Annotated in this window: 19 protein-coding genes; 16 read left to right on the top strand and 3 right to left on the bottom strand. The window is 46.6% G+C overall.

The features are described 5' to 3' along the window. Nucleotides 1-246 precede the first annotated feature (246 nt). Both ABIE26_RS21515 and ABIE26_RS21510 read left to right on the top strand, forming a co-directional pair. Nucleotides 247-3,777, top strand: coding sequence for a TonB-dependent receptor (locus tag ABIE26_RS21515; protein WP_310145634.1), 3,531 nt, complete (start codon nucleotides 247-249; stop codon nucleotides 3,775-3,777). 17 nt (nucleotides 3,778-3,794) lie between these two features. Continuing rightward, complete coding sequence (locus ABIE26_RS21510; RefSeq protein ID WP_310145632.1) at nucleotides 3,795-5,384, top strand: RagB/SusD family nutrient uptake outer membrane protein; 1,590 nt, start codon at nucleotides 3,795-3,797, stop codon at nucleotides 5,382-5,384. Nucleotides 5,385-5,437: 53 nt separating this feature from the next. Here ABIE26_RS21510 and ABIE26_RS21505 read toward each other — a convergent pair whose 3' ends face one another. Next, the gene (locus ABIE26_RS21505; RefSeq protein ID WP_310145630.1) at nucleotides 5,438-6,142 is read right to left on the bottom strand and encodes an SMUG2 DNA glycosylase family protein; all 705 of its coding nucleotides are present in this window, start codon (nucleotides 6,140-6,142) and stop codon (nucleotides 5,438-5,440) included. Between the two features lie 91 nt (nucleotides 6,143-6,233). Between ABIE26_RS21505 and ABIE26_RS21500 the strand changes: the two genes are divergently transcribed. Both ABIE26_RS21500 and ABIE26_RS21495 read left to right on the top strand, forming a co-directional pair. Beyond that, nucleotides 6,234-6,872 carry a hypothetical protein gene (locus tag ABIE26_RS21500; RefSeq protein WP_310145628.1) on the top strand — a complete coding sequence of 213 codons (639 nt, stop codon included), beginning with the start codon at nucleotides 6,234-6,236 and terminating at the stop codon, nucleotides 6,870-6,872. 57 nt (nucleotides 6,873-6,929) lie between these two features. Then, nucleotides 6,930-8,006, top strand: coding sequence for a universal stress protein (locus tag ABIE26_RS21495; protein ID WP_310145626.1), 1,077 nt, complete (start codon nucleotides 6,930-6,932; stop codon nucleotides 8,004-8,006). 3 nt (nucleotides 8,007-8,009) lie between these two features. Here ABIE26_RS21495 and ABIE26_RS21490 read toward each other — a convergent pair whose 3' ends face one another. Continuing rightward, nucleotides 8,010-8,783 (bottom strand): rhamnogalacturonan acetylesterase, encoded by a 774-nt coding sequence (locus tag ABIE26_RS21490; protein ID WP_310145624.1) that lies wholly within the window; start codon nucleotides 8,781-8,783, stop codon nucleotides 8,010-8,012. Between the two features lie 230 nt (nucleotides 8,784-9,013). Between ABIE26_RS21490 and ABIE26_RS21485 the strand changes: the two genes are divergently transcribed. From ABIE26_RS21485 to ABIE26_RS21475, 3 genes are read left to right on the top strand one after another with little or no spacing between them, the layout of a single operon-like run. Next, nucleotides 9,014-12,253, top strand: coding sequence for a SusC/RagA family TonB-linked outer membrane protein (locus ABIE26_RS21485; RefSeq protein WP_310145622.1), 3,240 nt, complete (start codon nucleotides 9,014-9,016; stop codon nucleotides 12,251-12,253). An 18-nt stretch (nucleotides 12,254-12,271) separates the two neighbouring features. Beyond that, the gene (locus tag ABIE26_RS21480; protein WP_310145621.1) at nucleotides 12,272-14,041 is read left to right on the top strand and encodes a RagB/SusD family nutrient uptake outer membrane protein; all 1,770 of its coding nucleotides are present in this window, start codon (nucleotides 12,272-12,274) and stop codon (nucleotides 14,039-14,041) included. A gap of 1 nt (nucleotide 14,042) precedes the next feature. After that, complete coding sequence (locus ABIE26_RS21475; protein WP_310145619.1) at nucleotides 14,043-17,114, top strand: T9SS type A sorting domain-containing protein; 3,072 nt, start codon at nucleotides 14,043-14,045, stop codon at nucleotides 17,112-17,114. Here ABIE26_RS21475 and ABIE26_RS21470 read toward each other — a convergent pair. Then, nucleotides 17,077-17,397 (bottom strand): hypothetical protein, encoded by a 321-nt coding sequence (locus ABIE26_RS21470; protein ID WP_310145618.1) that lies wholly within the window; start codon nucleotides 17,395-17,397, stop codon nucleotides 17,077-17,079. The two genes, ABIE26_RS21475 and ABIE26_RS21470, sit on opposite strands and share 38 nt — an antisense overlap. Before the next feature lie 285 nt (nucleotides 17,398-17,682). Here ABIE26_RS21470 and ABIE26_RS21465 point away from each other — a divergent pair, with 285 nt between their 5' ends. The 9 genes from ABIE26_RS21465 to ABIE26_RS21425 all read left to right on the top strand — a co-directional run bounded on the left by ABIE26_RS21465 (nucleotide 17,683) and on the right by ABIE26_RS21425 (nucleotide 24,452). Next, entirely contained in the window at nucleotides 17,683-18,285 is a 603-nt protein-coding gene (locus ABIE26_RS21465; protein WP_310145617.1) for a competence protein, read from the top strand. A gap of 458 nt (nucleotides 18,286-18,743) precedes the next feature. Continuing rightward, a complete protein-coding gene (locus ABIE26_RS21460; RefSeq protein ID WP_310145616.1) occupies nucleotides 18,744-18,902 on the top strand; it encodes a hypothetical protein in 159 nt (52 codons plus the stop codon). A gap of 234 nt (nucleotides 18,903-19,136) precedes the next feature. Beyond that, nucleotides 19,137-20,045 carry an alpha/beta fold hydrolase gene (locus ABIE26_RS21455; protein ID WP_310145615.1) on the top strand — a complete coding sequence of 303 codons (909 nt, stop codon included), beginning with the start codon at nucleotides 19,137-19,139 and terminating at the stop codon, nucleotides 20,043-20,045. A 47-nt stretch (nucleotides 20,046-20,092) separates the two neighbouring features. Then, a complete protein-coding gene (locus tag ABIE26_RS21450; RefSeq protein ID WP_310145614.1) occupies nucleotides 20,093-20,545 on the top strand; it encodes an organic hydroperoxide resistance protein in 453 nt (150 codons plus the stop codon). Nucleotides 20,546-20,633: 88 nt separating this feature from the next. After that, entirely contained in the window at nucleotides 20,634-21,374 is a 741-nt protein-coding gene (locus ABIE26_RS21445; protein ID WP_310145612.1) for an SDR family oxidoreductase, read from the top strand. A gap of 31 nt (nucleotides 21,375-21,405) precedes the next feature. Then, entirely contained in the window at nucleotides 21,406-21,783 is a 378-nt protein-coding gene (locus ABIE26_RS21440; RefSeq protein ID WP_310145610.1) for a winged helix-turn-helix transcriptional regulator, read from the top strand. A gap of 5 nt (nucleotides 21,784-21,788) precedes the next feature. Beyond that, nucleotides 21,789-22,808: a sensor histidine kinase gene (locus ABIE26_RS21435; RefSeq protein WP_310145609.1), complete on the top strand. Its 1,020-nt coding sequence runs from the start codon at nucleotides 21,789-21,791 to the stop codon at nucleotides 22,806-22,808. Further along, nucleotides 22,789-23,550 (top strand): LytR/AlgR family response regulator transcription factor, encoded by a 762-nt coding sequence (locus ABIE26_RS21430; protein WP_310145607.1) that lies wholly within the window; start codon nucleotides 22,789-22,791, stop codon nucleotides 23,548-23,550. Before ABIE26_RS21435 ends, ABIE26_RS21430 begins: the two co-directional genes overlap by 20 nt. A gap of 122 nt (nucleotides 23,551-23,672) precedes the next feature. Next, nucleotides 23,673-24,452, top strand: coding sequence for a DUF1223 domain-containing protein (locus ABIE26_RS21425; protein ID WP_310145605.1), 780 nt, complete (start codon nucleotides 23,673-23,675; stop codon nucleotides 24,450-24,452). Nucleotides 24,453-24,663 lie beyond the last annotated feature (211 nt).

The raw sequence follows: 24,663 nt of genomic DNA, 5'->3' as shown, positions 1-24,663 counted from the left end.
GCCCCGGCAAAAGATAAGCGGATAATAGCCGGAAGTGTACCACCACTCCCGGCTGGTGTTTAAGCTTATTCATCAGACCCGGAAACTCCGGGCAATTGCTAAACAATTGATTAATGAACTGATTTGAGCTGCCTTCAACTTTCAGACGTAGGGGCAGCCCAAGATTAAACAAGTTGTAAATATATGATATTTTACACCAAAAGCCTATGTAGGCCTAAGGCTCCCGTGGCCAAAATTTTGCTCATAATGAAGCTGATTATAGTATTGCTGACTTCCGCTATTCTACAGGTGAGTGCTGCTACTTACGGACAGAATGTTACGCTCAGGCACGATAGGGCCAAACTGGCAACTGTACTCAATGAGATCAGAAAGCAAACCGGTTTTGATTTTGTATTTAGCGACAAAATTATCGCTGGCTCCCGGCCGGTAACCATCGACGTAAAAAATGTAAGCCTTGAGGCTGCATTGCAGGAATGTTTCAAAAACCAGCCTGTAACTTTTTCCATAGACGCTAAAATGGTAACCATTGAAAAGAAACCCACTTCCTTTGTGGGTGTTCTGGTAGACCGGCTTACGGCGGTGAGATTGAGTGGTATCGTAAGGGACAACGAAGGAAACCCTTTGCCAGGTGCGTCAATCGCCATAAAAGGTACATCACGACATGTGATCTCTGATAAGGACGGCAGGTTTGCAATAGATGATGCCCAAAAAGGAGATATCATCGTGGTCACTTATGTGGGTTTTGTGCCACAGGAGGTAGTATGGAACGGAGAAAATCCGCTAAACATAAAAATGGCAAGCACGGTCCAGGGACTGGACGATGTGATGGTAGTTGCCTACGGTACAGTGAAGAAGTCGACTTTTACCGGTTCAGCTGCTGTGATCGGCTCCGAGAAGCTGTCAAAGGTTTCCGGTTCTGGTTTTGCTGAAGCCTTGCAGGGGATGGGCAGTGGCGTCAATGTGGTAAATAACGAAGGAAATCCCGGCGGTGACACCCGGATCCAGATCCGTGGGATCAGTTCCATGAGTGGCGCTTCAAACCCTTTGTACGTGGTAGATGGTATGCCGTACGACGGACAGCTGAGCTCTATCTCACCAAGTGATATTGAATCGATCACCGTACTAAAGGATGCTGCGGCGTCTGCGCTATATGGTTCGCGCGCAGCAAACGGGGTCCTGATGATCACCACCAAAAAAGGAAAATCCTCCACTCCGCAGATCAACCTGCGCGCAGCCTGGGGTACATCCGATAACGCAGTTAAAAATCCGGTAAAGGCCGATCCTTATGAGCAACTCCTCAATACCTGGGAAGGGATGTATAACGACCAGTTTTACAAGTATGGAATGACGAAGGCTGATGCAGGAAAATGGGCTTCAGATAATGTGCTGGGCAAATTACTTAAAGCCGTAAACAATTCTGCCGGTCAGTCCAGCTATGTATCTCCTTTCAGGCACATCAATGAAAATTATGTGTTGCACGACGGAAACGGCAACCCGTACATCAACCCCAAACTGGAAATGGTATGGAACCCGTCCGACTATGATGTTTATAGTGCGGTGTATTCGCGTAAATTGCGTGAAGATTATGGTGTAGATGTTAGCGGGACCAGCAGCAGCGGAAAAACCAATTACCTGTTTTCAGGATCGTATCTTAACGATGGCGGTTATGCCAGCAACCAATATTTTAAGCGTTATACCTTCAGGGCCAACGTCACCACCCAGGTTACTGACTGGCTCCAGCTGGGAGGTAATATGGCTTACAGCAGTTCCAGGCAGAATACCTCTGGCTCAATGCGCGCCCAGATGTTCAGTACCACCATGGCTTCGCCTTGGTTAAGGAATATCGACAATACAGATTGGGTATATTCCGAAAAAACAGGAGAGCGGATGTTTGACTACGGCTCTTACGTGAACAATTTCTTCGGAATCCATCCCTTAAACAATGGCGGCGATTACTGGAACAACCCTAACGATGAGAGTTTCAACAATAATCTGCGCAACATGATCTCTACCCGTTATTTCGCAAGTGTAGACCTGCCTTTTAACCTGAATTTTAAGAGCAGCCTTGGTATAGATAACAATAGCAACAAAAATTTTGTGTATGGTTCGGCTGTGCATGGCTCCGGGCAGATGGCGCCTTACGGACTTACCGTGCTTACTTCTGGCGGTAATGCCACCCGAAGCAATACAGATATAACCTCCATTACCTGGAACAACCTCCTTACCTGGAACAAAAAGATCGGTGATCACAGTTTCAGCGCCCTTGCCGGACAGGAAGTATACAACTATAACAGCTTATACAATACGGCTTATGGCGAAGGGATCATGCAGGTTGGGCAATACGAACTGGCCTCCACTACAAAAAACTGGAGCAACAGTTCATACAAAGACCGCTACGGATTGCTTTCGTTTTTAGGAAAACTGGATTACAACTTTAAAGACAAGTATTATTTGTCGGGTTCCTTCAGGAGCGATGGTTCTTCCCGTTTCCATCCCGATAACCGCTGGGGCAGTTTCTTCTCTGCAGGGGCATCCTGGAGGGTCTCCGCTGAAGATTTCATGAGAAATATTACCTGGATAAACAACCTTTCGTTTCGCGGAAGTTACGGCGCAACAGGAAACGATAAGCTGAACAGAAGAAATCCCGATGGCAGTCCGGGAGCCGAGTTTTTATATGCTTATCAGGGGGTCTTTGAATCAGATCCACTCTACGGAAATGCAGGACTCAGACAATCAGCTTTTGCGGCACCCAGCTTGCAATGGGAAAGCAATAACCAGCTGAATGTGGGGATAGATTTTACCATTTTTAAAGGGATCACAGGCTCGGTAGAATATTATAACCGAAAGTCTTCAGGGTTGTTGTATTATAAACCCTTTCCTTTGTCGGCGCAAACCGGATCAGCAAATGGGCTAAATACCAACCTGGGCAATATCCTGAATACCGGTATCGAAGTTTCCCTGGGCGCAGAGGTATTTCGGGGCAATAATTTCAACTGGAAAATTGATGCCAACATTTCAACCCTGAAAAACGAAATTACCTATCTGCCTGGAGGATCCTTCACCTTCTCCAACCGTGCAGCTACCTATAAACTGGAAGAAGGACATTCCATCTACGATTTTTTTATGGTGAAAAATGCCGGTGTAAATCCTGACAACGGGAACATGCGTTACTGGATCCGTGACGGGGCCGGAGGCTGGAAAATAACCGAAAATTATGATGGAGAGGTGACCACCAACGACTACCAGTATATTGGCTCTGCACTCCCTAAAGCCTATGGAGCGGTAACCAATACTTTCGGTTATAAAGGTTTCGATTTTTCATTTATGTTTTACTATTCGCTGGGCGGAAAGATGTTCGACTACGGATATATTGAACGTACTGCCTTACGCGGTGGGGTAGGTGTGATCCAGGAATTGGTTCAGGACCGTTGGAAAAATCCTGGAGACCAGGCTTTGTTCCCCCGCTGGTCTAATGACAACTATTCAAATACCAGGAAAGCTTCTGATTTCTATGTGTTTAATAACAGTTTTGTGCGTCTGAGGAACCTCACACTGGGTTATACTTTGCCTAAAGAGCTGACAAAAAAACTCGGGGTCTCAACGGCGCGGATTTACCTGACAGGAAACAACCTGCTCACATTCGGTTCCGCGAAAGACCGCTATTCAGACCCGGAAACTGGTGTGTTGGGCAACAATTACAATGGCAATTCAGTTACCGACAATGGCGTTCAGGGCTCAAGAAGAATTTATATGGGCGGTTTACAAGTCTCATTTTAACACTTAATGCTAAGAAAATGAAATACATCAATAAAATATTCCTACTCCTGGCCCTGGTGGTTTTAATGACGGGTTTTGCAGGTTGTAAAAAATTGCTGACCACAGAGTCATCTACAGAAACTTCGGATGGCGCTGTGCTGAAAAGTGCTACCCAGCTCAATATGGTGCTGACTTCGGCCTACAGAAAACTCTATTTCAATAACGATGGTGCTGACCGTGTATATGCAGGACTGGCCGGTTTGCAGATGTATGTGGACCTGGGCGGTGCCGATATGCTTTGCCATAGCAATATGGCCGGGAACCAGTATGTTTCTTACAATTATGACCCCACCAGGACACAGATTGTAGGCAATTCTGAAGCCATCTGGTCAATGATGTACAAAATCATCAACCAGGTAAATACCGTTATAGATGCTTTGCCAAAGGCGGATGGAAATGCCGAGTTTAAGCAGCAGATCATGGGACAGGCCAAGGCCATCCGGGGCATCTGTTATTTTCACCTGATACAGAACTATCAGCAAACCTATATCATCGCCAAAAATAAACCAGGTGTAATTTTAAGGCTGTCTTCTGCTGACCCCTCAAGTATGCCGCGCTCATCCGTAGAAGCCTGCTACAATCAGATTCTGACTGACCTTAAAGAGGCAAAAAGCCTGCTTGCAGGTTTTGAACGGCCCAACAAATGGACCATTGATAAAAATGTAATCTCCGGGCAACTGGCCAGGGTTTACCTCGTAATGAACGATTGGCAGAATGCCCTTGCGGAGGCAACAACAGTTTATAATGCTTACAATGTGTTGCTTACACGCGACCAGTACCGGGCCGGTTTCGATAAAGTGATCACCAATGGCTATCCGGAGATCATCTGGGCGATGAAATACACCGATACCGACAATATTGGCGGCAGTACCCAGTTTAATTTCTGGTACAATCAGGATGAAAGCTATGGCGAGGGTTTTACAGACGGACCTATTTACGCTTTTCTCGATTTCTTTGCAGATGGTAAATACGAACAACTGTTTGAAAAAACAGAAGACAGGTACCAGTTCTGGAAACGCACAAAGAATGCCTCCAAAGAATGGTCTACCAAATGGGCTTACAACAAGTACAAGCATTACGGAGATGCCAATGGGGCGGTACAGGGAAATACCCGGCCCGAGGTTTCGCTGATGCGGGGTTCAGAAATGCTGCTGATCATGGCCGAGGCTGCTGCACGTCTTGGAAATGGCAATGGGCTTACCTACCTGAACCGTTTGCAAAGGGCAAGAGGAGTTGTTGCTGTAACCACCGTGGCAGCCGGACAAGCCCTGTTGGATGCGATCTATGTAGAGCGACGTAAAGAACTGCTTTGCGAAGGGGTTACCGGTTTTTACGACTTGCTGCGCCTGCAGCGGCCATTGATCCGCTATCAGGAAACAGCGAGCTATCCGGAAGGACACTATACCTGGGGTGTAAGTCAGCTGAACGGTTATGTAGCCTCGGCAAGCCAGCCTACAGGTACATTGCCATCTAACGACTACCGCTTTATTTGTCAGATCCCTCAACTGGAAATGAGCAATAATGAGGTGCTCACTCCGGCCGATCAGAATCCTTTTTCAGGTAATTGATCATAAATGTATGAGCCCGGCCATTTAAGGCCGGGCTTTTTTACCCAGGAAAGCTACGAGCCGGAACTTACAGCTTTAAACGCACTAAGATATTTGTCAATATAAAATTGCTTTTCGGCTGTTTTGTATTGCATAATAAATCTCGGATGCTCCAGCGGCACCAAAGTCTTAAAGAACCTGTACTTGTCATTTACCTTGCGCAGGAACTTCTCATTTTTTCCGGTCCCGAAGCAGAAACAAACTTCGGTGTTAACACCCAACGCGATCTGCTTCCTGATGTTCTCTATCATAAATTCATAGACTGCGCTTTCCAGGGCCTTACTGTCGTAATAATTGTAATTTTTTTCTTTACCGCCTGGACCTATCGAAGTAAAGCCAAGCGGACAAGGTGAACTGATGTAAAAGCGGTTGTAAAAAGCTTCAGGACCCCCAAAAGCATGGATCATTTCATATATAAAAACCGAAGAGGGTTCGTGTGAAAGTTTGCCTGTATAGGGGATCCCGCATTCCGTAATCAGCCGTTTGGGGTCTGTAAATGGTATTCCGGTAAGGCCGGCCCCAAACCTGCCGGGGTTGATCCCTAATATGAGCTGGCGTGGCCGCTCATCGTTGTAGTATTTATGGTAAAATTGTTCTACCAGGCCCATGGTCTGCTCATGTTCTCTGAAAGGGTTCATGATACGGATGCCCGGGGGCAGATCAGACCCGGTATAGGTTAGGTTACGGTTAAACAGGATAACTTTATCGGCAAATGTCATGACTCTGGCAGGTTATATTTCGTTGGGCTTTTCAGGGGTAATTTAGTTAATTTGGGTAGATTATTTATTCAGCTACCAAAAAATAGAGACCATGAGTGTAATAGAAAAACTTTCAACTTCACTTGGCAGGAGAGATGAGGTACCTAACCAGGAACTGGCCAGGCAAATTGTTCAGAAAAAAGATACCAATGCCGTTCAGGAACTGATGAGCAACCTTAACCATAAAAGTAAAGCTATACAAAGTGATTGTCTCAAGGTCATTTATGAAATAGGGGCACTTGAACCGAAAATGATTGCAGGGAACGCGGATGAACTGGTAGCCTTGCTCAGCAGCAAAAACAACAGGCTGCAATGGGGGGCTATGACAGCGCTGAATGCCATTGTGCTTGAGATGCCCGGACTTATATTTGAGCAGCTGCCCCTGCTGGTTGCAGTTGCAGAAAAAGGGTCGGTGATCACCAAAGACCATTTAATGGCCATACTGATCAAACTATGCAGCATCCCGGAATACGCAGCATCTGCCTTTTCATTATTTAATGAGCAGCTGATGAGCAGTGCCACCAATCAATTGCCCATGTATGCAGAAAATGCAGTTCCTGTAATTAACGAAAGCAACAAGGCTGTTTTTATAAAAACGCTCAATTCCCGGATAGATGAGATTGAAAAAGAGAGCAAACGGAAGCGGGTGGAAAAAGTAATTAAGAAACTTTTTGCAAGCAGGATTGTTTAACTTATTGTATGCTGCTGCTTGTTGATGTGCTCTTGATTTAATTTAATAAAAAATGTCATGGAAACATTTTCGATAGCCTTTAAAGTTGGGAACCTGGAATTGGATGCAATTGTAACCGCGTTCGACCATCACCGCAGGTTTAAGGTGGAAATGGTTACCAATGAACACGATCCTATCCTGCTGCAACGTTTAAACGCAGGTGAGTGGAAGGTGGAGCAGGCCGGGCAAAGGACCATATCGGAAAAGGGTTTTGCAGCCATCCAGGAAGCTATCGACAGCTACCTTGAAAAGATATATGCCGCCCATAACATATTGGTACTCACTGATTTTTCGCCGGCGGCCACAAATGCAGCCAAATATGCAGCGGCAATGGCATGCAGTTTCAACAGCATCAATATCGTGCTCTACCACTCCATGTCTGTCCCCCTTACTACTGAAATTCCCTTGCAGACACCGCCTCCGGCGGTAGATTTCCAGCAGGAAACCTTATCGAAACTGGAAGAACTGAAAAATGAAATCCTCCCCCTTACCGGCGGCGGGACTACTGTAACCATCCGGACCGATGAACGTCCCCTTGTGGCTGCGGTAAATATGCTTGCCGAACAGCTGCAGCTGGGCCTGGTAGTTATGGGCATTACCGGAAAAGGAAACCTGGAACGGGTATTTATTGGCAGCAATACCATTACCATTGCAAAGGAATGTAAGGTGCCTTTACTTATTGTTCCGGCCAATGCAGTATTTGAAAAAATAGAACGGGTGGTATTCGCATGCGACCTTAAAAAAGTATCCGAAACTACGCCTACGCAGGCCATAAGAACCCTGATCCATAAACTGGATGCCAAGCTGTACATTTTAAATGTGGCCCGGGATGGGGCCAGCTTTAACCCGGCAACAATCAATGAACTGGCTGCCCTGCACCGCCTGTGGGACGAGGAACATCCCGAATACCATTACACCGATAATGACGACCTGGTGCAAGGGATCATGGACTTTACAAAAGAACACCAGATACAGCTGCTGGTCACCGTGCCCCGGGAATACGGCTTTTTTGAAGGCATATTTCACCGCAGTATGACCGAAAAACTCGCTTACCATACCCACCTTCCCCTGTTGTTGTTCAGGGAAGACAAATAAAAACTATTTAAGGTAGGCTGCCAATGGCGATTTAATTTCCTTTAAGCCCTGTGTCGCAAGACGGGCAATTTCTGTGGCCCCGAATACAGACAGGTGGCTGTCGTCCTTTTTGCCTTGCGGTAATTTACTGAACTTTCCGGGCTCAATATACAGAAAGAGTTTTTTCGATTCTTCAGGGCCATAACTTGTTACCAGGTCTGCGGATTTCCTGTTCAGGTCTATTACCGGTACACCTGTATCTGCGCCAAGCTGCTGCACAGTCTTTACATATGCTCCATAGGTATCCGTAAGTTTGCCGTCTTTACCGAAATGCCTGCGTACCAGTGAAGTAAAAAGAATGGGGTATGCCCCTTTGGCCTTCGTTTCCTGGATATAATTCAGCAGGTTCTGCCGATAGGTAGTTGCCGGATCTGTATGTCTTGCCGTGTCTGCTTTCTGGTCATTTGCACCAAACATAATAAATACATAGTCGCCGGCCTTCAGTTTTTCCAGCACTGGTTTCCAATGCCCCTCTGTTCTGAAACTTTTAGAACTTCTGCCGCTGCGGGCAGCATTGTGTATAAGCACATTGTCTTTAAAGAATGGAGGCATCATTTGCATCCAGCCCCTTATGGGATAGTTTTCCCCGCCAAACTGGGAAAGGTAGGCGGGGGCAAAGTCGCACATGGTCGAATCGCCAATAGAATAAACCGTTATTTTCTTTTGTCCGTTTTTAAAGCCGATGAATATAAACAATAGTGCTATTGCTGCAACCAGGGTTTTTATAGTCTGTTTCATAATTGTAGGGTTATGTTCTCAACGTTCTCCACGTTCTCCACGAATATACTTGTCTGCTGTTTCCGCACTGCCTTATAAAGGTATAAAATTACCGGAAGCGGTTTCGATAACGTTATCGGTAACGCTTGCATACATTTTTAGGGCTAAATGGCTCATGATCTTCATCAGAATAATGTAATCTTGTTATAAGCGATTGCTCTGTCGTGCTAAACCAGCTATAACCAAACATTATGAAAAGATTTTTGCAAGTATTTTTTGTTTTGCTGCATTTTTCGGGGATTTCTTTTGCACAGCAAAACCGTACCATCTCTGGTAAAGTGATGAGCCAGGCAGAGGATGAGCTGCTGCCGGGCGTGTCGGTAATTGTTAAAGGACAAACCATTGCCGTAAGCACCGATGTAAACGGTGCATTTAAGTTAACAGTTCCGGGCAGTGCTGAAATTACACTTGTGTTTAAGTACCTGGGCTACAAACCCCGGGAAGTAAAAATTACGAACGAAACGGAACTTACAGTAAGGCTTCAGCCCGAAGCTTATATGCTGAACGAAGTAGTTACCATAGGCTATAAAACATTGCAGCGCAAAGACATTACAGGCGCAGTGGCCTCGGTTAATGCGCATCAATTGAAAGACATACCGGTAAACTCGGCTGCCGAAGCCCTGGCAGGCCGCCTTGCCGGGGTTCAGATTACGGCAAATGAAGGAATGCCCGGTGCTGATGTAAGGGTACTGGTTAGAGGAGGGGGGTCTATTACACAAAGCAACTCACCCTTATACATCATTGATGGGGTGCAGGTAGAGGATGGTTTATCCAATATTTCACCTACAGATATCGAGTCTGTAGAGGTGCTGAAAGATGCTTCTGAAACGGCTATTTATGGTGCCCGGGGTGCCAATGGTGTGGTGGTGATTACAACCAAGGGAGGTAAAGAAGCCAAAACCCGGATAAGCTATGATGGCTTCCTGGGCCTGGCACAGCTGCAAAACAAGCTGGACGTGATGAGCCCTTACGATTTTGTATTGCGGCAGTACGAGCGGTCCAGGGGCTTGACCAATACCGAGGCAGCCTTTGAGCAGGCATATGGCAGTTTTGCCAATATTGGCGATTATAAAAATGTGCCGCCGGTAGACTGGCAGGAAAAAACATTTGGCCGCGATGCGGTTTCGCAAACCCATAGCGTGGCGCTTACCGGTGGAGGCAAGGCAACTACCTTCAACGTTAGCTACACCAATAATTCCCAGCAGGGCATCATGCTCAATTCTAAATTTAACCGGCAGCTTTTTAACTTGAAGCTCGACCACAGGGCCAGCGATAAACTCCGGGCAGGCTTTGGCGCGCGCTACAACAACCAGAAAATCCAGGGCTCGGGGGTGTCTACTAACGAGACCACTGCAACCTATAGTCTGCTGCGGCATACCATTAAATACAAACCGCTCAACACCACGGGTATGAGCGATGATGTGCTGGATGAAGATTATTTCAACGAAACCAATACCGGGAACGGCCTTGGGGTATTAAACCCCATCCAGCTTAGTGATGCGCAATACAGAAACCGTCCGTCCGACAACCTGAACATCAACGGCTATATCAATTATACGTTAATCAAGGGGCTTTCTTTCAGGTCTACAGCCGGGGTAAACTTCAGCAACAATACGCTCAACGCATTTGATGATTATTTCACTTCCAATGCCCGCATGAATGGGAGTGGACTACCCATCGTCAATATCAACAATACCAAACGTTTTAGTCTCAATAATTCGAACGTATTTACCTATACCTTTAAAAAAGGGGTAAATAATTTTAGTGCCTTGCTGGGCCAGGAGATCTATAACCTGAAAGACGAGGTCAGGCTCGATCAGCTGAGGTTGTTCCCTATGGGCATTACCCCTGAAAAGGCACTCGGACAGCTGAGCCTCGGCCAAAGCACGCCGTTGTATCCCAGCAATGTGATCAGCGAAAGCCGCCTGCTCTCCTTTTTTACCGGACTGAACTATTCATTCTCAGATAAATACCTGGCCAAGTTTACGTTCCGGACAGATGCTTCCTCAAAATTTGCTGCTGATAAAAGATGGGGCTATTTCCCTTCAGGCTCACTGGGATGGAGGATATCCAAAGAGGATTTCATGAAAGATCTTAGTTTTATCTCCGACCTGAAGCTGCGTGCCAGCTATGGAGCATCGGGGAACAACAGGATTGACGATTATCTATACCTCACCACTTTCTCTACCAATGCCAAATACGCGCTTAACGAAGTGATCAATCCGGGCTATAGCTCGGCCAGTCTGGCCAACAAAAATCTGAAATGGGAAACTACCGTTACGCAAAATATTGGTCTCGATATTTCCCTGTGGAATAACCGGGTACAACTAAACATTGATGCCTATAAGAATAAAGTGAAAGATCTGCTGCTACGTGTGCGTATCCCTTCCATCTCAGGCTATGTTACACAGCTGCAGAATGCAGGCGAGACCTCTAACCGGGGACTGGAATTCCAATTGAATGCCATCCCGGTACAGCGTAAAGATTTCTCCTGGACCACCAATTTTAACCTGGCCTTTAACCGCAACAAAATTGAAAAACTGGCTACAGCCTCCAGCTACCTGCCATCACCGGCGGTAGCTTTTGTATCGGGCCAGCCCTCAGATTATATTGTACAGGTGGGTAAACCTGTCGGCTCCATGTATGGCTATGTATCAGATGGTTTTTACAGTGTCGCCGATTTCAATTACGATGCCGCAACACAGGTTTATACGCTTAAACCTGGCGTAGCCGATGTATCGGGTGTATTGGGTACCGCCCAGCCCGGCTGGATGAAACTTAAAGACCGCGATGGCAATAACATCATTAATGAAAACGATAAGGACATCATCGGCAATGCCACCCCTAAATTTTCCGGGGGCTTTAACCAGCAGTTTACTTATAAAAACTTTGACCTGAGCATGTTTGTCAACTTTGTAGTGGGCAATGATGTGTACAACGCCAATAAAATTGAGTTTACAAACAGCTATACCCCAAACACCAATATGCTGGCCCTGATGAAAGATCGCTGGAAAACCATTGATGCCAATGGCAACGTGGTGCAGAAAGTTACGGTAACGGGCGGTGTTGCCCAGGTTACAGGCATTCCGCCTGATCAGCTGGCCGCACTGAACAAAGATGCCAGGATATGGCAGCCCATTACCGGAAGCGGGGCTTTTTATCCGACTTCATGGGCCGTTGAAGATGGCTCCTTCCTAAGGCTCAACAACATTACTTTAGGCTATACCTTTCCTGTAAAACTGCTGAGCAAGGCTAAAATCAATAAGCTAAGGGTGTATGCTACCGCAAACAACGTAGCGGTGATTACAGGTTATTCCGGCTTTGATCCTGAAGTGAACGTAAGGAGTTCTGATCCGGTGACTCCCGGGGTAGACTACTCGGCATACCCGCGCAGCCGCACTTATATATTTGGTATTAACCTTTCCCTTTAACCTTTAAAAGCTCAAAAGATGAAAGCAAAAATATTTTTCCCTATAGCCATTGCGCTTGTTTTTATGCTTGGCCTGAATTCATGTAAACGTTATCTCGACATGTCGCCCCCATCTGCTTTTGATGAGCGTTTTGTGTTCAGTAATGTGTCTAATGCTACCAGTGCATTGATGGGCGTTTACGAACAGCTGACTGGTGATAACGGCTATGGAAGCCGGCTAAGCATGATGTATCCTTACGATACAGATGACTTTATTGGGGTTACCAATGCTTCGGCACCAGACAACAACTCCCGCGATTTATCCAGGTACAATCTGCAGTCTACCAATGGGCAGCTTACTTTGCCTTTTCAACAGCTCTATACCGGGGTAGAAAGGGCAAACATCTGCATCAAAAACATTCCGGCAATGGCCATGTATAACAATGGCACTGAAACGGAAAAGCAGCAGTTAAGACGCCTTTATGGCGAAGCGCTTACCTTACGCGCCCAGTTTTACCTGGAGCTGATCAGGAACTGGGGCGATCTTCCTGCCATATTTGAGCCTGCAATAGACCAGGCTGATCTTTACTTGCCAAAAACCGACCGCGATCAGATCTACGACAGGCTGATTGACGATCTGAAAACAGCTGCTGAGCTGGTGCCCTGGCGTAACGATGCCGGTGTTGCGGCCGACGAACGCATCACCAAAGGGGCGGTTAAAGGTTTAAGGGCCAGGATTGCATTGTTCAGAGGCGGTTATTCATTGCGGAGTGCTTCCGAGCAAATGGAACGTAAGGCAGACTACCTTGATTTTTATAAAATTGCCCGCGACGAATGTGCCGAAATTATGGCACGCAGAGATAAACACACACTTAACCCTACCTATCAGGATGTATTCAAAAATTACATCGACGCTTTTAAGATTGAGCCCAATGGCGAGGTAATGTTTGAAGTGGCCCTTGGAAAAGACATCAGCGGAAGGATCGGCTATTATGACGGGCCGCGTTTTTATGCATCTTCAGGTACAGCCCAGCTGGGTAACAGTTCGGTGCGGGCAGTGCCGGTTTATTTTTATGCCTTCAATGCCCTGGATACCCGAAGGGATGTAACACTGGCGCCCTACTACAATAATGCAGATAAGACCAAGGCAGTACAAACCATGGTGAATATGGTGAGCGGAAAGTTCCGGGCCGACTGGTGGAACCCCGCACCCGCATCCGCCAGCCAGCAAACCGGTATCAACTGGCCCATCCTGCGTTTCCCGGATGTATTGCTGATGTTTGCTGAGGCAGAGAATGAACTCAACAATGGGCCTACTGCCGCAGCAAAATCTGCTTATGAAGAAGTGCGGAAACGAGGTTTCAAAGGCAATGAAACTGCCATTGGTGTAACGCCATCCGGCAAGGCCGATTTTTTTAACGCCATTGTAAATGAACGTTATTTTGAGTTTGGGGCCGAGGGCATCCGCAAGTACGATCTGATCCGCTGGAACCTGCTGGCCTCAAAAATTGCCGAAACCCGTGCCAATTACACCAAAATGCTGAATAAGGAAGCCCCCTACAATAACCTTCCGCAGAATATGTATTATAAATCGGCTTCCACTGAAGTCATATTCAGCAATTCCCTTTATGCACCAACACCAGCTACAACACCTACGGGTTATACCAGGGTGGGCTGGGTAAGTTCTATTACGGCCGCCTGGATCACTAACTTTGCACAATACTTTAAACCCAATCATAGCGAATTACTGCCATTACCTCAATCTGTAGTAGAGTCGAACCCAAAGCTGAAACAAGACTATGGTTACTAAAATGATGAGGGGATTTCTGGTAGTCCTGCTTTGCTGCATGGCTGCCATGAAGCTCTGTGCCCAGACGACGGCAACTGCCAGCTGGGCTTTAACCGCCAATCAGAATGCCACTGTAACGGGTAATGTTGCTGCCGGGGCGCAACTGCTTTCGGGATTATCCATTCAGGATTACCTCTCAGGCGGGCAACGTACCATTCCACCCGGGGGTAGCTGGCCAGCCCAGAGCCAGCCAGACAGCACACGCTTCATGCAGTTTGTACTGAACCCTTCCAGTGGAAACGATTTGAATATCAGTTCCGTAGCAATGATGATCAGCTTTTACGGTTCCAGCGCAGGACGTGTAAATATGGCCTGGTCTACCGATAGTGTCCATTTCACAAACCTTACGGCTAATTTTTCCCTGGTTTCAGGTACAACACCCAAGGCTTATACTTTTGGGGGACTGAACATTACCGTGCCGAGCGGAAAGAAACTGTATTTCAGGATTTCGCCCTGGGCGGCCAGTGCAGTAACCAGTAAATATGTACTGATAAAGAACCTGGTTGTTAGCGGAACAACAACGGTTGCTCCGACCGCGTTATGGGCCCTAACGGCAAACCAGGCAGTTGCCGCAACAGGGCAGGTTAGTGGCACTGAACAGGCACTATCCGGACTCAAAGTAAACAACTACATCTCCGGTAATGGCGGGCAGCGCATTTTACCATTAGACGGGACCTGGCCTGCAAATACCGCACCAGACAGCAGCCGTTATCTGCAATATGTAATGAACCCGGCTGCGGGCTATGACCTGGTTGTAACCCAGGTAAAGGTACCTTTAAGTTTCAATTCCTCATCAGCCGGCCACGCCCGCATCTGCTGGTCTACAGATGGGCTTAACTTTACTGACCTGGCCGCAAACATGGCCCTGGCATCTGGTTCAAGCCCTGTTTTGAACACCTTCTCAAACCTGAACATTCCGGTTACGGATAACCGTAGTTTTTACCTCAGGATTTATCCCTGGACCACCAGTGCATTTACCGACGGCCGTTACCTGGTTTCCAAAGATGTGACCATCAGCGGCATTAGTGAGGTTTCCCCACAGCTTGCCTTTCCGGGGGCAGAAGGAGGCGGACGTTATGCCAAAGGGGGCAGGGGCGGAGACATCTATTATGTAACCAATCTGAATGATAATGCTGCCGGAAGCCTGCGTGATGCCGTATCACAGCCCAACCGCACCATTCTGTTTAAAGTTTCCGGTACCATTAACCTGCAGAGTGTTATTTCCATTACCAAAGACAACATCACCATTGCGGGGCAAAGTGCACCGGGTGATGGCATTTGCCTGAAAAACTATGGACTGGCCATCAGGGCCAGCAATGTTATTGTGAGGCACATCCGTTCCCGCCCCGGAGATATCATTACCGTGCCGGGCGATTCATCTAAGGTAGTAGATGCCATGTACAATGGATTTGGCACCCCCATTACCCAGCCCTTTAAAAACATCATTGTAGACCATTGTTCCATGAGCTGGTCTACCGATGAAGTGGGCTCTTTTTATGCGGTTTCAAATTTTACCCTGCAATGGAGCATGCTGAGTGAAAGCCTTTACCGCTCGCTCCATACCAAAAGTACCCCTCATGGTTACGGAGGGATCTGGGGCGGACAGAATGCGTCTTTTCACCATAACCTGCTGGCCAGCAATTCCAACAGAAACCCACGCTTTTCAGGCAGTACCACTACGCTGCAGCCGGAACTCGAATATACAGACTTCAGGAACAATGTGGTTTACAATTGGGTTGGCTCCCCGTATGGAGGGCCGGGGGGGCATTATAACATGGTCAACAATTACCATAAAGCAGGGCCAGCCACTACGGGGGCTGCCACAAGCTCGGCTACCAACCGTAAAAACCGGATCTTGCTGTATACCAGTTACAGCACCACTTTAGCGGGCGACACCGTATTTGGAGGAAAATTTTACGTCAGCGGCAATTATGTGCATGGTTTTCCCGAAGTAACTGCAGACAACTGGACAACAGGGGTGCAGCTAGACAGTTATTATAATGCTGCGGCCATGAAGGCAGCGGGAAAAGCACTCAGTGCCTTCCCTTATGCACCTGTTGTAACGCAGACGGCCGAGGATGCCTTTACGGCAGTAATGAACAGCGCAGGAGCCGTCCTGCCCCGCAGAGATACCGTTGACCGGCGTATCATTAAAGAAACGCTGACGGGTACTGCAACCTACGAGGACAGCAGTTATGTGGCTTCCGGAATGGTACATCCTTCAGGCATTATAGACAGCCAGAATACAGTTGGCGGCTGGCCGGTATTAACCAGTACAACCTACCCAGGAGATACAGACAACGACGGCCTGCCAGATTGGTGGGAAAAGATGATCCAGAACTCAGCAACAGATTCAACCGGACTGGACAAAAACACTTATGGTGCGGATGGTTATACCCTGCTCGAAAAATACCTGAATGGCATCCCTTCGCCCGATCAGCAGGTTGGTTTTCTGGGTATCGATGCACAAAAAGGAGGACTGGACACCGTTAAGGTAAACTTCAATATCGACTGGGCAAAAGATCAGTTCAATCTGGGATTGTACCGCTCTGCGGATGGCAGCTCATTTACAAAAATCAGCGAGCGTGCGGCGGGCATTAACGAAACTGTTTACCTGATGAAAGACAATACCGCACCCCGGCAGCTGGTATACTATAAGGTAGGAAGCAAACGCATTGATGGTACCGGACCTACTGTTTACAGCAATACGGTAAGTATAGACAATAGCCCGGCATTAATGAGGCGGAGCTCTGTAGTGGCTAAAATGCCTGATACCGCCGCAATGCAGGAAACAAAAAAGCTCAAAATGTACCCAAACCCCGTTTCAACGGTACTAGCGGTAAAACACCCTAAGGCCGGGGCATCTGCAACGATGAATGTCTATAGCATAACAGGTAAGAAGCTGATCATTAAAAAAGTTCAGGCAGGAGCGGAGCAGACAGAAGTAGAGGTTGCCCAGCTCCCGCAAGGTTCATATATCATTGAGTTCAACAACATCAGCACAAGGCAAAACGGAATGTTTGTGAAGATGTAGAATAACAGGGCACTTCATTCCGCCCGTCGGAATTGATCAGAAAGGTTTTGCCATCAAAATTCATCTTAATTTTGTCTACCGACCCCTTTTTAATGTTGTTCCCGCCAGCGCCAAGGTCAAAATCATAGATGCCACCATAACGGGTATCAAAAGAAATGGAACCTTTATTGGTTCTGAAGGTAACCCTATGGGGCTTATGTGGAATAGATACATAGTACAGGTCGGGCTTATTTTCTGGCATAATGTACCAGGCACCTTTACGGAAATCATCTCCGTCAATCACGTCTACAATTTTAGAAGTAGCATGGATTATTGGCAGACCTCCGAAAAAAAATTATGTTACACCAGGCTAAAGAAAAGTTGAAGGGTAGGAATGGAATTAAAGTTCCGGCACTGTATGGCGCCGCATATGCCTTTTTTGTATCTGGAAAGGCTGGCTAACATGTCGGAATCAGCTTTTAGTAGTGCCATTAACCACCAGGAATCAGGCAAATCTCACAAAATTTTGATTGCTATTGTTATTAGTATAATTTTGTTGCTTCACTAATAACAATAGTATTAAACAAAGATGGGGTTATTTTTAGGCGAAACGCCCTGGCATAGAGATTGGAAAATGGCTTTCCCGCCCGATTACCGGGAGGTGTCCTTTCATGACAGCAACTTACAGGAGCAGCACCGTGCTGATGTGTATACCCCATGCGGCACAACCCTGGAATTTCAGAACTCACCCATCAGTTTGGCAGAACTGGAAAGCAGGGAAAGTTATTACCCAAAGCTGGTATGGGTGCTGAACGGAAAAAAATTCAAAGGTTTCCGGATTCTTAAGCATTTACCCGATGTGGACGACCCAAGGCTTCGGGGTTATGAATTCTGTCATTCAGATCATCTTTCCATGATTAGAAAAGATGATTTGCTGAATGTCCGCGGAAAAATAAAACGCCTGAATTTTCATCATCCTGAGTTAAGGGATATTCCCTTAACCGCTCATTACTATTCATTTTGCTGGAAAAATCCTCATAAGGTTTGGTATCAGGCCAGACGTCCACTCATCATAGATCTGGGAGGACACTTTTTATACCAGCTAAAGCAGCGCGCTCAACTATCTGGCGCCTATGCTTATTTGCATATGATTTCAAGAAAAGATTTTGTAAGCCGATATATTGGCTTGTAGCACTCATCATAAAAAGAGGCCGCCAGACCAGATTTTTTCCATTCCAGATAACATTCCTTAGTCCCTTATCGGTTTCATGGGCTTTTCAGTAAATAAAATTGAACTTTTCAGCAAAGCTATGTGCATCATTTTTACCGAATTTTGTTCTCAACATGAGGTTTCGTAGGAGACTGCTTAATTAGAATGCCATGAAGACAATAAATCAAAATTATATAAACGGAAGGTTCATGCTTTCACGCGGCATCGAAGTTTAACTGGGGAACAGAGCTGGATGAAGTTAAATACCTGTGCAGTACTTATGCAGATTACATCAGCGGATCAGTACTCAGGGTAGATGGAGGAACGGTTCGCTGCCTTTAAAGCCTGCTTTACTGTAGGAAATGCCCGAATGAGCCCATTTGTACTGGGGATTTGGCGTGCGACCGGGTAGTTTTGATATCAAACAAAAATACCCGGTTATGAAAAATACAATAATCGAATTCAAGAAACGTATCGCTGGAGCATTGATCGCTGCAGCCTCGGTACTGACGATTTCCATAGCAAGATTTGAAAAGGATCCTCAAAGCTGCGGGATGATTACCCTACAGATTAAAAACAAAAAAAAACCTTCTGGCTAATCATCCTGCCAGCCCGGCCTGGCAGTTGTCTGGCTCAGCCCCAAACTTGTCTGCTTGAGCATGACTTACATTCCTAATCAGCAGCCACCCACCTAATTTTATCTTATCAAATCAATAAAAGAATTACATAATATGAAAAATCAACCGATAATTCAGCACCTATTAACAGCATGCTTTGCCTTTATTTTTGCAGCTCTGCAGCTGCTCATTAGCTCACCATCAAAAGCGCAGTCAATGAATCCATTCAATCATATCAAACAGGTAAAAGCCGGGTTGCTAGACGTTGGTTATGTGGAGGCCGGCCCGGCAGACGGTGAGGCTGTGCTGCTGCTGCACGGCTGGCCTTATGACATTTACAGTTACAAAGAATCCTCAGAAATTTTAGCAGGCAAAGGCTACCGGGTTTTGATTCCTTACCTCAGGGGGTTCGGAAGTACCAGGTTCCTATCGGACAGTACAGCCCGCAATGGTCAGCAATCTGCCCTGGCAGTAGACATGATCGCCTTTTTAGACGCCCTTAAAATTAAAAGCGCCATAGTGGGCGGATTTGATTGGGGCGCCCGCACTGCAGACATCATGGCCGCGCTCTGGCCGCAGCGGGTAAAAGGACTGGTATCGGTAAGCGGCTATCTGATCGGCAGCCAGGCTGGTAATAAAGCGCCCCTTAGCCCGCAGGCAGAACTGGCCTGGTGGTACCAATATTACTTTGCCACAGACCGAGGTCTGGAAGGCTACAAGGCCAATACCGCTGAATTTAACAAACTCATTTGGAAAACCGCTTCCCCAACCTGGAATTTCAGCGAACAGATTTATAACCAGTCAGCAGCTGCTTTCAACAATCCGGACCATGTACAGATAGTCATCGATAACTACCGCTGGAGGCTGGGAATCACTAAAGGAGAAGCCAAATACGACCAGCTGGAAGCCAAACTGGCAGCAGCTCCATCCATTGCTGTTCCCTCAGTTACCCTTGAAGGAGACGCTAATGGAGCACCGCACCCTGATCCGGCTGCTTACGCCATCCGCTTTAAAGGAAAATACGCGCATCACAATATAACTGGCGGGGTAGGCCACAATTTACCTCAGGAAGCCCCGAAGGCATTTGTGAAGGCCATATTGGAAGTAGCAGAATGGACAAAATAGTCATCAAAAACTAATGTTTTAACACAAAAGCACGTAAAATAAGATACATGAAAAATCAAATCATTTTAACCGCCAAAGGTGGGTCAGAAGTCAGTAAAGTACTCTATACCGGAAAAGTTCATATAACAGGAGGCCGGGACGGATCGGCTAAAAGCACAGACGGGCGCCTGGACATCAACCTGTCAAGTCCTGGAACGAGCGGTAAAGGCACCAATCCTGAACAGCTCTTTGCTGCAGGCTGGTCTGCCTGCTTCATAGGTGCCATGCAGCACAATGCCGCTGTCGCTAAAATCAAACTTCCTGAGGGTACCTCGGTAGATACTGAGGTAGACCTGGGAACTGGGCAGGAAGGGTTTGCTTTGCAGGCCAGACTTCAGGTTAACCTTCCAGGGTTAACCCTGGAAGAGGCATCAGCAGTTGTAGAAGCTGCTCACCAGACCTGCCCATATTCAAAGGCCAGCAGAAATAACATCAACGTAGAAATATCCGTCACTGTATAAGAAAGGTTTTCTGGTATCATCGGTTATACTGGTAACAAAATTATACCAGATGCGATTTACCTTTGCTTAAGTTAATTATCAAATCATTATGAGAAATTTAAATGGAAAAATAGCCTTGGTTACCGGGGGGAACAGCGGGATAGGATATGCCGCTGCAAAAGAATTAAAAGCGCAAGGCGCCCAGGTTATCATTACTGGCCGCAGGGCAGAAGCGCTGATGCAGGCGGCAGCAAAGCTGGGCGTAACCGGACTGTTAAGCGATCAGGGACAGGTTGCTGACATCGAAGAACTTGCCGCGAAAATTAGTGAACAATACGGCCGCATCGATATCCTGTTCATTAATGCCGGGGTTTTAGGCGGATCATCAATTGAAGGGGCAGCTGAAAGCGATTTTGATTACGTTATGGATGTCAACTTCAAAGGTGCCTACTTTACCCTGAGCCGGTTTATACCAGTCTTAAGCGATGGTGCATCTGTAGTATTTCTCTCCTCTAATACAGCAAGCATGAATGGAGCCAATTCCTCGATTTACAGTTCAAGTAAAGCAGCTTTAAACTCAGTTATGAAAATTGCTGCCCTTGAACTGGCCCCGCGCGGTATCCGTGTGAATGCAATCAGTCCAGGACCTACCCAGACCGAGATCCTGAACAAACTAGGATTGGATGAGGCCAGCCGCAAAGGTTTGGATGACTGGATGATCGGGCGCATTCCACTTCGCAAAATTGGCAGTGCAGATGACGTAGCCAAAATGGTGGCTTACCTCTGCTCAGCGGCTTCGGGTTTCATTACCGGCTCAGACATCATTATCGACGGAGGAATGAGTTTATAGATAATGGCGGAGATGTTGTAAATTAGTCCATATGACAAGTGAAGAACAAATCCGAAAATCCGGTGAAATCTTATCTAACCCAAGGAACCAAAAGGAGGAAGTGCAGGCACTACAGGATACCATGTATGTAATTGGTGGCAAGTGGCGGCTATTGATCATCAATTCGATCTGTAACGGCAACCGGCGGTTCAGGGACATACAAAGGAGCATTCCGGGCATTACCTCCAGGATGCTGTCCAGGGAACTTAAGGATATGGAAGCTAACCAGCTGATCAAAAGAACGGTGACACCTGATATACCTGTTCTTGTAGAGTATACTGAAACCGATTACTGCATGTCTTTTGGTGGAATTATTCTGGAGATGATCAGCTGGGGTAAGCAGCATAGAAAGCGAATCAAACAGGCCTAGCATTCATGAATAGATCAACTTTTAGAATCTCCAATACCATCATCTGGACCAGCTCCATTGTGCTTGGGTTGCTCTCCTCGGTGCCGCAGCTAGCCTCTCACCAGTTCAACCTTCTGGAAGCTGCAGTGAATGCGGGCATTACGGCAGTATTCGCCATATGCATGTGGTATTTCAATATTTACATGCTGGCCAGGAAAAGTAAAAAAAAGCCTGGCCAGCAAATTTCTTATCAGAAACTGCTCAACTCCCTGCTTTTTGGTCTCGCTCTGATGCTTGGCCTGGCCTATATTCAACAACTCATTCTGTCGCACATTGATTTTGGGCCAACCATGCTTATGGTCGAGGTTCGGGGAATATTGATTAACCTGGTTTTTTATATGTTCTTGAACCTGTTGCAGCAGAATTATGAAAACCAGCATGTGAGCATGGAACTGGAGCGCTTTAGAAACGACAATCTCAGTGCGCAGTATGACCTGCTTAAGCAACAGGTCAACCCACATTTCCTGTTCAACAGTCTTAATACTTTAAAAGCGATGGTAGAGACTGGCGACAAGCAATCGGTTGACTTTATCCTTAAGCTTTCCAATTTTTACCGGTACACTCTGGAAAGCCGTAAACTGGATCTTATTCATGTGCGCGAAGAAATGGAAATATTAAATGCCTATCTTTTCCTTCAGAAGGCCAGATTTGACGACGGATTTATCTTCAACAGTACACTAGATGATGAAGCTATAAAAACGCTCATCCCCCCTTTTACCCTACAGCTGCTGGTAGAAAATTGTTTAAAACACAATGTGGTATCGCTCAAAAAACCGCTTTACATTAATATTTATCTTCAGGACGACAAGATCGTAGTGGAAAATAATATACAGCTGAAAAATAGCGAAGAGAATTCCCTGGGCGTTGGTCTGAAGAACATTGAACTCAAATACAGTCATTTGCTGGACAAGCAAGTAGAAATACACAATGACCAGCAATTATTCCAAATCAAGCTACCACTAATTTATGAACATCACCATTATTGAAGACGAGCTTCGCACAGCTAAGTCCCTTGAAAACATACTCAAAGAACTCCGCCCTCTTGCTAAAATTACCGGACCGTACCAAAGTATTGAGGAGTCGGTTTCGGCCCTTTCACAAGGCCCGCATCCCGACTTGGTGTTCATGGACATTCAGCTGGCCGATGGCCTCAGTTTTGAGATATTCAAATCAGTGGATATCATTTGCCCTGTTGTTTTTTGTACGGCTTTCGATGAATATTCTCTGGACGCTTTTAAGCGCAATGGGGTAGATTATGTACTTAAGCCGTTCTCTAAAGAAGACATCGCCGGTGCGATGAGAAAAGTGGACAACCTGAAAAATTTCTTCCAGCAAAAAGCGACCCCGGATATCAGCGAGCTTTTGCTGCAGATGGTGCAGCCTTCGGCAAAAACCAGTTTTCTGGTTTTTAAACATCAGAAGTATACCACAGTGCAGGTAGCGCAGATTGCCCATTTCTACATTCGCAATGAGTCAACCTCGATGATGTGCTTCGATGGTCAGGAGTTTCCCCTTAACCAGTCCCTTGATCAGGTGGCCGGATCGGTTTCGCCGAAACAGTTTTTTAGGGTCAACCGTCAGTTTTTGGTGAACTTCAGCGCCATCAAGGAGATCGAGCATTATTTTCTACGCAAGCTATATGTGAAGCTGATCATTGAAACGCCGGAAAAGCTTTTGATCAACAAAGAAAAATCCACTGCCTTCCTTTCCTGGATGGAGAACCGTTAATCAGAACTGGTTCGGCGCAGGTCCTGTCTAAGTGGCGGCACCAATTGTCCGTTTCGGAGTGAATCTGCTGTTTTTGGGTCTTGCCAGTCCCTAAGTTTGAATCAAATTTAAAGATTCAAATTATGAAAACGATCCATTTAAGCATTCTCAGTACGCTGGCTATAGTCCTGGTACTGGTCGCCACGCTGGCAAGCCGGTCCATGGCCTCTAAATCATCTATCTCAAAAACCATTAAAGGCGACGGTTTTGTTGTTCTGGAACTTTTTACTTCCGAAGGCTGCTCCAGCTGCCCGGCAGCTGACGAACTGCTGGCACAAGTGCAGCAACAGGCGGGTGATAAGCCTGTTTACGTACTGGCATACCATGTTGATTACTGGGACCACCAAGGCTGGAGGGATGTGTTCAGCAATCCTGATTTCAGCAAACGCCAGTATCAGTATGCTAGCAAACTCCGTGCACAGGTTTACACCCCGCAGGTAGTGGTCAACGGTAAGACAGAATTCGTTGGATCCAATCGCCCGGCACTGGATTTTGCACTTGCAAGTGCGCTTAGTGGTAGTCCTGAAAGCAGCCTAAAGCTTTCCGGTGCCCTTAAAAACAGCACACTGGAATTGAACTATCAGGTCAGTGGAAATACGCAGGATGACGAGCTCCTGATTGCCCTGGTTCAAAAAAACGCGGTGCACCAGATTAAACGTGGCGAGAATGAAGGCCGTACCTTAACTCATGCTCAGATTGTAAGAAGCATGCAGACTTTCCCCCTGCAGCAATCTGGCAGTGGGAAAATAGGAATCAAGCTGCCTAAAGATTACAACACCTCAGGCTGGGAAGTAATAGGCTTACTTCAGGACCGCAAATCCTTGGCCATACATGCAGCTATAAGGGCGACCCCTGCAACTTAATATTTATGGACTGGGAGTAAGTTGGCCTGCGCTGGCAAGCGGGCTTTGGATTAGAACTCAGAAACCATTGATTTCCGGGACGCAAGGAAGCATATGCAACTCTGAAGCAGTATAAAATAATTCCTTTTTATTATTATGTTTGTATTGCTAAACACTATACCATGCCTATCGGGGCCACGTCACATCCTGCAGTGGATACTAAAGCTGATTC

Source organism: Pedobacter africanus, from assembly GCF_040548825.1.
Lineage (GTDB): Bacteria > Bacteroidota > Bacteroidia > Sphingobacteriales > Sphingobacteriaceae > Pedobacter > Pedobacter africanus_A.
The sequence above is the reverse complement of the archived record's forward strand: the minus strand, read 5'-3'. Positions and strand labels throughout refer to the sequence as shown.